10 protein-coding genes are annotated in these 12,468 nt (G+C 65.3%); 9 read left to right on the forward strand and 1 reads right to left on the reverse strand.

The genetic code is table 11. The annotated features are described in order from the left end of the window. The first annotated feature begins 174 nt into the window (after positions 1–174). From SI859A1_RS14905 to SI859A1_RS14915, 3 genes are all read left to right on the forward strand, one after another. Positions 175–1,365 carry an efflux RND transporter periplasmic adaptor subunit gene (locus SI859A1_RS14905; RefSeq protein WP_009210546.1) on the forward strand — a complete coding sequence of 397 codons (1,191 nt, stop codon included), beginning with the start codon at positions 175–177 and terminating at the stop codon, positions 1,363–1,365. Between the two features lie 152 nt (positions 1,366–1,517). Continuing rightward, the gene (locus SI859A1_RS14910; RefSeq protein ID WP_009210547.1) at positions 1,518–4,697 is read left to right on the forward strand and encodes an efflux RND transporter permease subunit; all 3,180 of its coding nucleotides are present in this window, start codon (positions 1,518–1,520) and stop codon (positions 4,695–4,697) included. 81 nt (positions 4,698–4,778) lie between these two features. Beyond that, the gene (locus SI859A1_RS14915; protein WP_009210548.1) at positions 4,779–5,405 is read left to right on the forward strand and encodes a TetR/AcrR family transcriptional regulator; all 627 of its coding nucleotides are present in this window, start codon (positions 4,779–4,781) and stop codon (positions 5,403–5,405) included. A 165-nt stretch (positions 5,406–5,570) separates the two neighbouring features. Here the strand turns inward: SI859A1_RS14915 and SI859A1_RS14920 are convergent, their stop codons facing one another. Next, positions 5,571–6,299 (reverse strand): GntR family transcriptional regulator, encoded by a 729-nt coding sequence (locus SI859A1_RS14920; RefSeq protein WP_050767555.1) that lies wholly within the window; start codon positions 6,297–6,299, stop codon positions 5,571–5,573. Between the two features lie 312 nt (positions 6,300–6,611). On the opposite strand from SI859A1_RS14920, the gene SI859A1_RS14925 reads away from it, so the two are divergent. The 6 genes from SI859A1_RS14925 to SI859A1_RS14950 all read left to right on the forward strand — a co-directional run bounded on the left by SI859A1_RS14925 (position 6,612) and on the right by SI859A1_RS14950 (position 12,447). Further along, the gene (locus tag SI859A1_RS14925) at positions 6,612–7,844 is read left to right on the forward strand and encodes a branched-chain amino acid ABC transporter substrate-binding protein (protein ID WP_009210550.1); all 1,233 of its coding nucleotides are present in this window, start codon (positions 6,612–6,614) and stop codon (positions 7,842–7,844) included. A 74-nt stretch (positions 7,845–7,918) separates the two neighbouring features. Beyond that, the gene (locus SI859A1_RS14930) at positions 7,919–8,860 is read left to right on the forward strand and encodes a branched-chain amino acid ABC transporter permease (RefSeq protein ID WP_040325875.1); all 942 of its coding nucleotides are present in this window, start codon (positions 7,919–7,921) and stop codon (positions 8,858–8,860) included. Positions 8,861–8,864: 4 nt separating this feature from the next. Continuing rightward, positions 8,865–10,148, forward strand: a complete 1,284-nt coding sequence (locus SI859A1_RS14935; protein WP_202797892.1) for a branched-chain amino acid ABC transporter permease — start codon at positions 8,865–8,867, stop codon at positions 10,146–10,148. Next, entirely contained in the window at positions 10,145–10,912 is a 768-nt protein-coding gene (locus SI859A1_RS14940) for an ABC transporter ATP-binding protein (RefSeq protein ID WP_009210553.1), read from the forward strand. Before SI859A1_RS14935 ends, SI859A1_RS14940 begins: the two co-directional genes overlap by 4 nt. After that, on the forward strand, positions 10,909–11,619 hold the full coding sequence (locus SI859A1_RS14945) for an ABC transporter ATP-binding protein (protein WP_009210554.1): 711 nt from the start codon (positions 10,909–10,911) through the stop codon (positions 11,617–11,619). Before SI859A1_RS14940 ends, SI859A1_RS14945 begins: the two co-directional genes overlap by 4 nt. A 39-nt stretch (positions 11,620–11,658) precedes the next feature. Beyond that, a complete protein-coding gene (locus SI859A1_RS14950; protein WP_009210555.1) occupies positions 11,659–12,447 on the forward strand; it encodes an SDR family oxidoreductase in 789 nt (262 codons plus the stop codon). Positions 12,448–12,468 lie beyond the last annotated feature (21 nt).

The following is a 12,468-nucleotide window of genomic DNA, read 5'->3' on the forward strand; positions in this document are numbered from 1 at the left end:
CAGAAACCATCCCGACGCCCCGCCCTGATGCTCCGCCATCCTCCGGCGGTCCGTCGCCGCGAGGAGCGTGACGCACAAGTCGACGTGCTGCCCCGCGTTCCCATCGAAAGCAGACGGTCAGGCGAGGGATTGCCGGACCGCACCTCATCTCAAAATCCTTCGCAAGAGGTTCCAATGACACGGACAGTCTTTCGGCGGCTCCTCTGGAGCTCGGGCCTGGTGGTCGCCATCGCAATGGGTGCGACGACCGCGGCGATGAACGAAACAGGTCGCGCGACGGCCGGTGAATCGGCAGCCCCCGCCGCCGCCGCGGTGAAGGTTTCCGTCCAGGAGGTGACACCGCGATCCGTGACGCTCTGGAAGGAGTATTCCGGGCGGCTGGAAGCGGTCGACCGGGTCGAGATCAGGCCCCGCGTCGGCGGCGCGATCCAGTCGTTTCATTTTCGCGAGGGCGCGCTCGTCAAGGCAGGCGATCTCATCGCGACGATCGACCAGGCGCCCTACCAGGCCGCCGTTGCAAGGGCTCGTGCCGATGTCGAGGCGGCCGAGGCGCAGGTGAATCTGGCAGCGCTGGAAGTCGGCCGCGCCAAGTCACTGGTGACCTCTCGCGCCGTCTCGCAGAGCACCCTTGACCAGCGTTCCAGCACCTTGGCCCAGGCGGTCGCCAACGCCGATGCGGCAAAGGCCGCCCTCAGAACCGCCGAACTCGACCTCGGCTACACCGAGGTCCGGTCGCCGATCGATGGCCGGATCGGCCAGATCAAGGTGACTGCAGGCAATCTGGTGGCGGCGGGTCTCTCCTCCGCCGTCCTGACGACGGTGGTCTCGGTCGATCCGATCTATGCCGGTTTCGACGTCAATGCCGGCGATGTCGCGGAGATCCTCTCCGCCCTGCCCGACCAGGACGGCCCGCTTCCCGCCTATGGCGACATCCCGGTCGAGGTGCAGAGGTTCGATTCCGAGGGGGCGCATTCGGCCGTTCACGGCCGTGTGCAGCTCATCGGCAACGAGGTCGATCCGCAGAGCGGCACCTTGCGGATCAGGGCCGCGCTCGACAATCCGAAGGGATCGCTCATCCCCGGCGAATTCGTGCGGATCCGGCTCGGGCAACCCCGGCCGCAGGACAGGCTGCTGATCAGCGAGCGCACCGTGGGCACCGACCAGGACCGCAAATATGTCCTGGTCGTCGGCGAGGACAGGACGGTCGAGTACCGGACCATCCGGCTGGGTGCCTCGGTGGATGGGCTGCGGGTGGTCGAAGATGGCCTGAAGCCCGGCGAGCAGATCGTCGCCGAGGGAATCCAGTCCCTGACCCCGGGCACGCTCGTCGATCCCCAACCCGTCACGCTCGCCTCTGCCGAATAAGTCGTGACGGTCGAGGGCGGCCCGGCTCTTCCCCCGTAGCCGGGCCGCCCGTCCACCAGTGCCTTCAAGATCCGCCGGCCGCCGTGACACCCCGCTTTGCCGGGCCGGGCGCTGCTGCTGAAACGCCATCGCCGTCAGACGGAGAGCCCCACATGAACATCTCGAACTTCTTCATTGATCGCCCGGTCTTTGCAGGCGTGTTGTCGGTTCTCATCCTGCTCGGCGGTCTGCTCGGCATGCAGGCCCTGCCGATCTCCGAATATCCCGAGGTGGTACCGCCCTCGGTCGTGGTCCGGGCGCAATATCCCGGTGCCAATCCGAAGGTTATCGCGGAGACCGTCGCGACGCCGATCGAGGAGGAGATCAACGGCGTCGAGGACATGCTCTACATGTCCAGCCAGGCGACCGCGGACGGCGCCCTCACCCTGACCGTCACGTTTCAGCTCGGCACCGATCCCGACCGGGCCCAGCAGCTCGTCCAGAACCGCGTCAGCCAGGCGGAACCCCGGCTCCCGGAAGAGGTCCGCGCGCTCGGCATCACGACGACCAAGAGCTCCCCGGACCTGATGATGGTGGTGCATCTGGTCTCGCCGGATGGCCGCTACGACATCAAGTATCTGCGCAACTACGCCGTCATCAACGTCAAGGACAAGCTGGCGCAGATCGCGGGAGTCGGCGACGTCCAGGTGTTCGGTTCGGGCGACTATGCCATGCGTGTCTGGCTCGACCCGCAAAAGGTCGCCGAGGAGGGCCTGTCGGCGAGCGACGTGGTGGCCGCGATCCGCCAGCAGAACGTCCAGGCCGCAGCCGGCCAGATCGGTGCGCCGCCGACCAGCGGCAACATCGAGCTGCAGCTGTCCGTGAACGCGCAGGGCCGGCTGAACACGCCCGAGGCCTTCGGCGACATCATCATCAAGACCGCCCCGAACGGCGCCGTCGTCCGCCTGCGCGACGTCGCCCGGGTCGAACTCGGCGTCTCCAGCTATTCGCTGCGCTCCCTCCTCAGCAGCGAGCCGGCCGTCGCCCTGCCGATCTTCCAGTCGCCTGGCTCCAACGCGATCGCCGTCTCCGACGCCATCCGCGCGACGATGGACGAGCTGCAGGCCAACATGCCGCAAGGGGTCGAGTACGAGATCGTCTACGACACGACCCAGTTCGTGCGCGCCTCGATCGAGGCCGTCGTGCATACGCTGCTCGAGGCCGTCGTGCTCGTCGTGCTGGTGGTCATCGTCTTCCTGCAGACGTGGCGTGCCTCGATCATCCCGCTGATCGCCGTCCCGGTGTCGATCATCGGCACGTTCGGCGCGCTCTACCTGCTCGGCTTCTCGATCAACGCGCTCAGCCTGTTCGGCCTGGTGCTGGCGATCGGCATCGTCGTCGACGACGCGATCGTCGTCGTCGAGAATGTCGAGCGCAACATCGAAGAGGGCCTCGCGCCCCGCGCGGCGACCTACAAGGCGATGCGCGAGGTCTCCGGCCCGATCATCGCGATCGCTCTGGTCCTTGTCGCCGTCTTCGTTCCGCTGGCCTTCATTTCCGGTCTCACGGGGCAATTCTACCGACAGTTCGCCGTCACGATCGCGATCTCGACCGTGATCTCCGCGATCAATTCGCTGACGTTGTCGCCGGCACTCGCGGCCCTTCTCCTGAAAGGACACGACGCCCCGAAGGATCCCCTGACACGGGCCATGGATGGCGTCTTCGGGTGGTTTTTCCGCGGTTTCAACCGCACCTTCGCTTTCGGCTCACGCGCCTATGGCAACTCCGTCGGACGATTGCTGTCGAGAAAGACGATCGTGATGGGCGTCTACCTCGCCCTCGTCGGCGCGACCGCGTTCATGTTCAACCAGGTGCCCGGCGGCTTCGTGCCGGCGCAGGACAAGGGCTACCTCGTCGGCTTCGCCCAGTTGCCCGATGGCGCCAGCCTCGACCGGACAGAGACAGTCATCCGGGAGATGAGCGACATCGCCCTCGATGAACCGGGCGCCAGCAGCACCGTCGCCTTCCCGGGTCTGTCGATCAACGGCTTCACCAACAGCCCCAGCGCCGGCGTCGTCTTCGTCACCGAAGCGCCCTTCGAGGACCGTGAAGGCCTGCCGGGCGGGGCCATTGCGGGCTCGCTCAACCAGAAATACGCCGCCCTTCGCGAGGCGACGATCGCCATGTTCCCGCCGCCGCCGGTGCAGGGCCTCGGCACCATCGGCGGCTTCAAGCTGCAGCTCCAGGACCGCGCCGGCCGCGGCTACGAGGCGCTGAGCCAGGCGACGAACGCCTTCCTGGCCGAGGCTCGGGCGACGCCCGAGCTCGCCGGCATGTTCTCCAGCTATCGGATCACCGTTCCGCAGCTCTTCGCCGATCTCGACCGGACCAAGGCGCATCAGGTCGGTGTCTCGGTGACGGACGTCTTCGACACGCTGCAGATCTATCTCGGATCGCTGTACGTGAACGATTTCAACGCCTTCGGCCGCACCTACTCGGTGCGCGTCCAGGCCGATGCCGGTGCTCGCAGTCAATCCGACGATATCGCCCGTTTGAAAGTGCGCTCGTCGAACGGCGCCATGGTGCCGCTGTCGGCGCTGATGACCGTGAAGCCGTCGGCCGGGCCTGAACTGGTGAGCCGTTACAACGGGTTCCTCGCCGCAGATATCAATGGCGGCCCTGCCCCCGGCTATTCGTCCGGCGAAGCGCAGGCCGCGGTCGAGCGCGTCGCGGCCAAGACACTGCCCAACGGCTTCGGCTTCGAGTGGACGGACCTGACCTACCAGCAGATCATTGCCGGCAATTCGGGCCTGATCGTCTTTCCGCTGGCCCTGCTCCTGGTCTTCCTGGTTCTGGCGGCTCAGTACGAGAGCCTGACCCTGCCCATCGCGATCATCATGATCGTGCCGACGGGAATTCTCGCTGCGCTGGTCGGCGTCTGGCTCGACCAGGGCGACAACAACATCTTCACGCAGATCGGCTTCATCGTTCTGGTCGGCCTGTCCGCCAAGAATGCCATTCTGATCGTCGAGTTCGCCCGCGATCTGGAGATGTCCGGCATGGCGACCCGCCAGGCGGCGGTGGAGGCGAGCCGGCTGCGGCTGCGCCCCATTCTGATGACCTCGATCGCCTTCATCATGGGCGTCGTGCCCCTGGTGCTGTCGACAGGCCCGGGCGCCGAGATGCGCGCGGCCATGGGCGTCGCCGTCTTCGCCGGCATGCTGGGCGTCACGGTCTTCGGGATCTTCCTGACGCCGGTATTCTACGTGCTGGTGCGCGCTCTGGCCGGTTTCCGGCCGCTGACAAGGGCCGAGACGGCGACTGTCGATGCAGCGCCGGTCACCCCGCAATAACAAGCCTGGCCCGTCGTTTTGAGGACGGCGCAGAGTTTCCTATATGGAGGCAAGGAAATCTACGGATCGGGAGGATATGAAATGGCCAGGGGCCGCCCCAGGGAGTTCGACGTCGACGAGGCTCTGGACAAGGCGATCCTCTTGTTCTGGCGACAGGGCTACGAGGGCACGTCGCTGGCCGACCTCATCGAAGCCATGGGCATTACCAAGCCAAGCCTCTATGCCGCCTTCGGCAACAAGGAAGAGCTGTTCCGAAAGGCGGTCGATCGCTACGCCGAACGGCGGATCGCCTACATGGATACGATCCTCGATCAGCCCTCGTCCCGGCGCGCCATCGAAGGCTTCCTGATGCTGTTTACCGGAGCGGAAGCGCCCGACGGTACGCCCAGCGGCTGCCTGATGGTGCAGGGAGCGCTCGTCTGCAGCCCGGACGGCGATTCCGTCAAGGATGATCTGCAGTCGCGCCGGATGTCGAATCTGAAGCGGCTGTGCGAACGGCTGGAGCGCTGGAAGGCCGACGGCGACCTCCCGGTCGATACCGACACAGACAGCCTCGGCCGCTATGTGATCACCGTCGCCAACGGCCTCGTGGTGCAGGCCAATGGCGGCGCCGGACCAGAGCAGCTCAGGACGGTCGTCCGGCAGTTCATGCAGTCGTGGCCCGGCAAGCCGGATGACGCAGGAGCGCCGTCCATCTGCGCGGCTTGAACAGCAATCGACGGCGTTCGGGTCAATGGCGTCGATGCGTCCCCTGGCCGCTGCGGTGTCCCGGCCGTTTGCGCGGCCGGAGCGCAGGCGGATTCGACGATCATCGCTGCAATCCGGCGGGCAATCTTGGATCTGACGCATCTCGATGACGTTCGGCCGCAAGCGTCAGGCCGGCGCAGTACCTCCGCTCGAGGCTGATTTGAAGAAGCGTCTGATGGCCAGATGCGCCGAGCGGATATCGAGATTTATGGCCCATCGCGCGGCCGCGCGGTCCCGCTGTGCAATGGCGTCGATGGCGTCGTCGTGAATGCGGATACCGGTGTTGAACAGCCGATCGAACAGCACCTCGTCCCGTCGCGCCGATGCAACGATCGGACCGGTCCGCAGCCAGAGCGTGGAAATGATGTCGAGCAATTGCGGATAGCCTGCCGCACGGTAGACTTCGAAGTGGAACGACTGGTTGCCCGCGAGCGCCGCCTCGAAGTCGCGCGCTTGCAGCGCCTCCCCGATGCTCGCGTTGTGTCGCTTGAGCGATTCGATCAATGCCGGATCCTTCGGGAGGCTTGCCGCGCGTTCGGCCGCATAGCCTTCGAGTTGCATGCGGATGCGAATATAGTTTTCGTGATCCGACGCCAGATACGGAAACACCCGAATGCTGCGCGGCCCCGATTGTTCGAAGGCGCGCTCGGCGATCAGTCGCGCCACCGCGTCGCGCACCGGCATCGGGCTCGTCCCGAGCACTTCGGCAAGGCCGCGGATCGAAACCTGTTCGCCGGGAAGAAACTCACCCTTGAGGAGCCCCAGCCGAAGGCTCTGGTAGACGCGCTCCTGCACCGTCGTGACGTCGACAGGTTCGAGCGTAGACTTTTTCTGCGACGTATCGAAGATGTTCACCTGCTCGGGGCCTCGTTGGCTGCATCGAAGAAGGACAGTGCATTCCATGCGGAAGCCGCTGTCCGGACGGGGAAACTCCAGACCGCAAAGAGTCCTCCTCCCGAAGCCTACGTTCTAGACATCGCGCGGACAAAAGCCAGAACTGACTCCGCCGCGGTCATTTGATGTGATCACACATCAAATATCTTTACGCGTCGACAGGAATCTGATTTGCTCCCGGTCAAGTGCCCGAGGAAAGCCTCGCGTGACCCTCGATCGAGAGGGCCATGCGGCGTTGGCACGACGACGAACAACTCTGGGAGGAGAACCAACATGAAACGTCTCGCTCTATTCGTGGTCACGTCCGCAGCGACGCTGGGCGCGACGGCCCTGCACGCCGAGCCCCTGAAGATCGGCATCATCGAGAGCCTGTCAGGCGCTCAGACCTCGACCGGCCGGCTTTATGCCAACGCGGTCAAATACGAGATCGGCCGGATCAACGATGCCGGCGGCTTCAACGGCGAACCGATCACCGTCACCGAGTACGACAATGCCGGGGGCGCGCCCGATGCCGCCAACAAGTTCCGGCAGGCCGTTGCCGACGGGGTCGACATCATCTTCCAGGGGGCGTCGTCGGCCATTGCCGGTCAGCTCACCGAAGATGTGCGCAAGCACAATCTGCGCAATCCCGGCGAGGAGGTGATGTTCATCAATCTCGGCGGCGAGGCGATGGAACTGACCGGCGACAAGTGCCAGTTCTACCACTTCCGCTTCACCACCACCGCACCGATGCGGGTGAACGCGTTGGTCAGCGCGATGAAGGAAGCCGGTGACCTCGGCACCAAGGTGTATTCGATCAACCAGAACTATTCCTGGGGCCAGGACGTGCAGGCGGCCGTCGCGGCGGCGGCTCAGACCGGCGGTTACGAAGTTGTCGACGAAGTTCTGCACGACGTGAACAAGATCCAGGATTTCGCGCCCTTCGTCGCGCGCATCAAGGCGGCCGATCCGGACACGCTGTTCACCGGCAACTGGTCGAACGACCTGCTGCTCCTGATGAAGGCCGCCGGCAACGCCGGGCTCGACGTGACCTTCGCCACGGCGTTTCTGGACCAGCCCGGCAACATTGCCAATGCCGGCAACACGGCGCTCGGGCACTACATCGCCAACAACTACGACAACGCCGCCGGCAGCGCCGAATTCGCCGAAGCCTACAAGGGCGCGACGGGCCACTATCCGATCTTCGTCGAAGCTCACACCGTCTTTGCGGTGGCGGCGCTCCAGCAGGCGCTCGAAACGCTCGACTTCGGCGGCGGCGACATCGACGTCACGGACATCGCCCTGGCTCTCGAGGACACGACCTACGAAACCCCGATCGGCCCGGTCTCGGTCCGCAAGGAGGATCACCAGACGATCCGTCCGGTGGTGGTTTCCAAGGTCGTCGAGAACGCGAAATACCCGGCCGACGATACCGACATGGGCTTTCAGACCGTGAAGATCGTTCCTGCCGAGGAGGCGATCTATCCGGTGCAGGAAAGCTGCAAGATGGAACGTCCGGAAGGCTGAACCACGCCTTGCCGGGGTTCGGCCAGCCTTCGGGCCGGCCGGACCGTCCCTGCCGTTCCCAAGTCGGAAGTCATATGGAATTCGCGATCATCTCCGCGCTCAACGGCGTGACCTACGGGCTGTTGCTGTTCATGGTCTCGGCCGGCCTCACGCTGATCTTCGGCATGATGGGTGTGCTGAACTTTGCCCACGCCTCCTTCTACATGCTGGGCGCCTACGTGGCCTATGCCGTCTCGTCGGTGTTCGGCTTCTGGGTCGGGCTTCTCGTGGCGCCGATCTTCGTCGGCATCGTCGGCATGGGCGTCGAACGCTTCCTGCTGCCAAGGGTCCATGCCCACGGCCACGCACACGAGTTGCTGCTGACCTTCGGCCTGGCGCTGATCATCGAAGAACTGATCAAGCTCTTCTTCGGCGACTTCCCCGTGAATTATCAGATGCCCGGGGGGCTGCGCTTCTCCGCCTTCAGCATCTTCGGCTCCGACTATCCCTTCTACCGCCTGTTCATCGGTGCCATCGCCGTCGTGATGTTCACCGTGCTGTGGCTGCTCCTGACGCGGACCCGCACCGGGATCGTAGTGCGTGCCGCCGAACGGCTGCCTGCCATGGCCGGGGCGCTGGGACATAACATCCCGATGGTCTTCATGTTCGTCTTCGGCACCGGAGCGGCGCTGGCCGGGCTTGCCGGCGCCGTGGCGGGAGCCTTCTACCCGACCAATCCGAATATGGGCCTCGAACTCGGGGTGATCGTCTTCGTGGTCGTCGTGGTCGGCGGGCTCGGCTCGCTCAAGGGTTCGCTTCTCGCCTCGCTGCTGATCGGCCTGTTCTCCTCCTTCGCGGTCGGCCTCGACTGGTCGCTGGCAAGTCTGTTCGGCCTTGTCGGCCTCGGCGAGTGGGCCCGGTCGCTGGGCGGGCTGATGACGCTCGAGCTGTCCTCGATCAGCGCCACCATCCCCTTCGCACTGATGCTGATCGTCCTGCTGGTCCGCCCGGCAGGCCTCATGGGCGAGCGCAACTGACATGATCTCCATGCGCAACACTTCCATCCTGGCCGGCATTCTCGCACTGCTGATCGTCGTGCCTCCCTTTCTGGACATCAGCTGGCAGAATGCGCTGGTGAACGTCCTGATCGCCAGCCTGTTCGCGCTGGCCTTCAACCTGCTCATCGGCCAGGCCGGGCTCCTGTCCTTCGGCCATGCCGCCTATTTCGGCGTCGGCGCCTTCGCGGCGCTGCACCTCATGATCGCGGTCGAGGACGGGCTTCCCCTCCCGACCCCGCTCCTGCCGTTCGCCGGCGCGGCCGCCGGCCTTCTGGTCGGACTGATCGCCGGTTACTTCTCGACGATGCGTTCGGGGGTCTATTTCGCACTCGTAACCCTCGCGATCGCCGAGCTCTTCCATTCCCTGGCGCCGCGTCTGCAGGATCTGTTCGGTGGAGAATCCGGCATTTCCTCGATGCGGATGCCCTGGCAGGGCCTTACCTTCGGCTCGTTGCTCGAAGTCTATTATCTGACGCTCGGCTGGGTGGTGATCTGCGGGCTGGGGCTCTGGGCCTTCACGCGGACGCCCTTCGGCCGGCTCACCCTCGCCCTGCGCGACAACGAGCAGCGCGTGCGCTTCCTCGGCTACAACGCGCATGCTTCCAAGGTGGTCATCTTCGCCGTCTCGGCGATGGTGGCCGGCGTTGCCGGTTCACTGCAGGCGATCTCGAACGAGACGGCAAACTATTCGCTGTTTGCGACCGATGTCTCGGCGCAGGTGGTGCTGCAGACCTTCGTCGGCGGCTCCACGGTGTTCTTTGGGCCTGTCATCGGCGCGACGGCCTTCACGTTGTTCTCGTTTCTGGTCTCGGATCTCACCCGCTCGTGGGTGTTCTACCAAGGGCTGATCTTCGTGCTGGTGATGCTGTACATGCCGACCGGCATCGGCGGCGTCGCCTATGACCATATCCGCAACCGCAAGCGGCTCGACTGGTCGCTTCTGGCCGGCCCCTATCTCGTGGCGCTCGCCGGCGGCCTGCTGATCACCGCCGGCATCGTCTTCCTCACCGAGACCGTGGCGGTGCTCTTCGGCGAGGATTATGCCCGCAGCCGAGAAGCGGCCGAAGGTGCCCTGCCCGCCTTCGAACTCTTCGGCATCAGCTGGAATCCGGCCGGCATCCTGACCTGGCTGATCCCGCTCGCCCTGCTGGTGGTCGGCGGCACGATCCTCATTCGCACCCGCCGGCGGATCGACATCCTCTGGAACCGCTCGGACGCAAGCAACAGGACGGCGGCCGTGCCAAACCCGCTGGGAGGTGGCGAATGACCGCGACGACGAAAGACCAGCCGGCGCTGCGGCTGGCGGGCGTGACCAAATCGTTCGGGCCGATCGAGGTTCTGCAGGGCCTGAACCTCGACATCAGCCCCGGCGAGCGCCATGCCGTGATCGGCCCGAACGGCGCCGGCAAGTCCACTCTGTTCAACCTGATCTCAGGTATGTTCGAGCCGTCCGCGGGCGACATCTCCCTGCACGGCAAGAGCATCGCGGGACTGTCGCCGCACCGGATCAACCGGGCTGGGCTGGCGCGCTCCTTCCAGATCACCAACATCTTCCATCGGCTCAGCGTCTTCGAGAATCTGCGCATCGGCGTCCTCGCACGCCACGGCGTGCGCTTCGGCCTCTTCCGCCCGGTGGCGAAGATGCGGATGGTGAACGAGGAGACCGCCGACGTCCTCGCGCGCGTTGGCCTTGCGTCCCGCCGTGACGATCTCGCCGGAGACCTCAGCTATTCCGAACAGCGTGCACTGGAAATCGGCATGACGCTGACCACCGGTGCCGATGTCATCCTTCTCGACGAGCCAACCGCCGGCATGTCCAGAGAAGAGACCGCGCAGGCGGTCGAACTCATCCGTTCGGTGACCGAGGGCAAGACGCTGCTGATGGTCGAGCACGACATGAGCGTCGTGTTCAGCCTCTGCGACCGGGTCTCGGTGCTGGTCTACGGCAACATACTCGCCACCGACATCCCCAAGCGCATCAGCGAAAATCACGGGGTGCAGGAAGCCTATCTTGGCGAGGAAGCGGCATGAGCCTGCTCGAGGTGAAAGGCCTTCACGCCCATTACGGCAAGAGCCACATCCTTCACGGCATCGACATGGTCGTGCCGGAGGCCGCCATCGTCTCGCTGCTCGGCCGCAACGGCTCGGGACGCTCGACGCTGCTGAAGGCGCTGATGGGGCTGGTTCCCCCCAGCGCCGGAACGGTGACGCTGGACGGGCGGGCGCTCGCCGGGCAGCAGCCTTTCGAGATCTGCCGACAGGGCATCGGCTACGTGCCCGAGGAGCGGCTTGTTTTTCCCAACCTGACGGTCGAGGAGAACCTCGCCATGGGCGTTCAGAAGGGCACGCCGGGGGCGCACCGCTGGTCGGTCGCGGAGATGTACGACTATTTTCCCCGGCTGAAGGAGCGGCGCGCGATCCGCGCCGGCTATCTCTCCGGCGGCGAGCAGCAGATGCTCACCATCTGTCGCTCGCTCCTGGGCAATCCCCGCGTGCTGCTGATCGACGAGCCGACCGAAGGTCTCGCGCCGAAGATCGTCGACGTGGTGATGGAGGTCATACTCGACATCGGCCGTCGCGGCGTCGCAGTGGTGCTGGTCGAGCAGAAGCTGACCATCGCGCTCAAGGTCGCCCAGAAGGTTCTGGTGATGGGTCATGGCGAACTGGTCTTCCGCGGCACGCCCGCCGAACTCGAAGCGGCGCCGGACGTGCGCCGCAACTGGCTCGAGGTGGGCTGACATGGCGGCCCTCCCCCAAAATCTGCGACTGGACGAAGCATGAGCATGATCGAACGACTGCAGCCGCCGCGCGGCTTGCGGGTCCTTATCACGGCCGGCGCCTCGGGCATCGGCGCCGCCATCACACGTGCGTTTCTCGAAACCGGGGCGAAGGTGCTGATCTGCGACATCGACCCCGCCGCCTTGTCGGCGTTCGCGGAGGCACATCCCGATGTGATGACCCTGAAGGCCGACGTCTCGGACGAGAAAGAGGTCGATGCCTTGCTCGATGCCGCCGCCCAGCAACTGGGCGGGCTCGACGTTCTGGTCAACAATGCCGGCATCGCCGGTCCGACCGGTGCCATCGACGAGATCCCCCTCGAAGAGATCCGTCGCACCATCGACGTTGACCTGATGGGCCAGTTCCTGGTGCTGCGCCGGGCCGCTGCGCTGCTGCGTGAGAGCGATGCCGGCGTGATCATCAACATCTCCTCTGTCGCCGGACGACTCGGCTACGCGCTCCGTACGCCCTATTCCGCGGCAAAATGGGGGATCGTCGGCCTGACGGCGAGCCTTGCCAAGGAGATGGGACCCGACGGCATCCGCGTGAATGCGATCCTGCCCGGCGTCGTGCGCGGCCCCCGCATCGAAGGCGTCATCCGCGACCGCGCCGAAGCATCCGGCGTCAGCTATGCGGCGATGGAGGCGCAATATCTCGCCAATATCTCGCTGCGCCGCATGGTTGAGCCCGAGGATGTCGCCGGCACCGCGCTGTTCCTCTGCTCGCCCGCCGGGGCGAACATTTCCGGCCAGGCGATCAGCGTCTGCGGCAACGTCGAAAACATCTGATCGTCAGGAGAGCGAAAACAC

Source organism: Aurantimonas manganoxydans SI85-9A1 (genome assembly GCF_000153465.1).
Taxonomy (GTDB): domain Bacteria; phylum Pseudomonadota; class Alphaproteobacteria; order Rhizobiales; family Rhizobiaceae; genus Aurantimonas; species Aurantimonas manganoxydans.

Excerpts from the sequence above, each read along its gene's own strand:
- SI859A1_RS14940 (WP_009210553.1), top strand. The coding sequence starts at position 10,145 with ATGACCGCGACGACGAAAGACCAGCCGGCGCTGCGGCTGGCGGGCGTG.
- SI859A1_RS14925 (WP_009210550.1), top strand. The coding sequence starts at position 6,612 with ATGAAACGTCTCGCTCTATTCGTGGTCACGTCCGCAGCGACGCTGGGC.
- SI859A1_RS14910 (WP_009210547.1), top strand. The coding sequence starts at position 1,518 with ATGAACATCTCGAACTTCTTCATTGATCGCCCGGTCTTTGCAGGCGTG.
- SI859A1_RS14950 (WP_009210555.1), top strand. The coding sequence starts at position 11,659 with ATGAGCATGATCGAACGACTGCAGCCGCCGCGCGGCTTGCGGGTCCTT.
- SI859A1_RS14930 (WP_040325875.1), top strand. The coding sequence starts at position 7,919 with ATGGAATTCGCGATCATCTCCGCGCTCAACGGCGTGACCTACGGGCTG.
- SI859A1_RS14915 (WP_009210548.1), top strand. The coding sequence starts at position 4,779 with ATGGCCAGGGGCCGCCCCAGGGAGTTCGACGTCGACGAGGCTCTGGAC.
- SI859A1_RS14905 (WP_009210546.1), top strand. The coding sequence starts at position 175 with ATGACACGGACAGTCTTTCGGCGGCTCCTCTGGAGCTCGGGCCTGGTG.
- SI859A1_RS14945 (WP_009210554.1), top strand. The coding sequence starts at position 10,909 with ATGAGCCTGCTCGAGGTGAAAGGCCTTCACGCCCATTACGGCAAGAGC.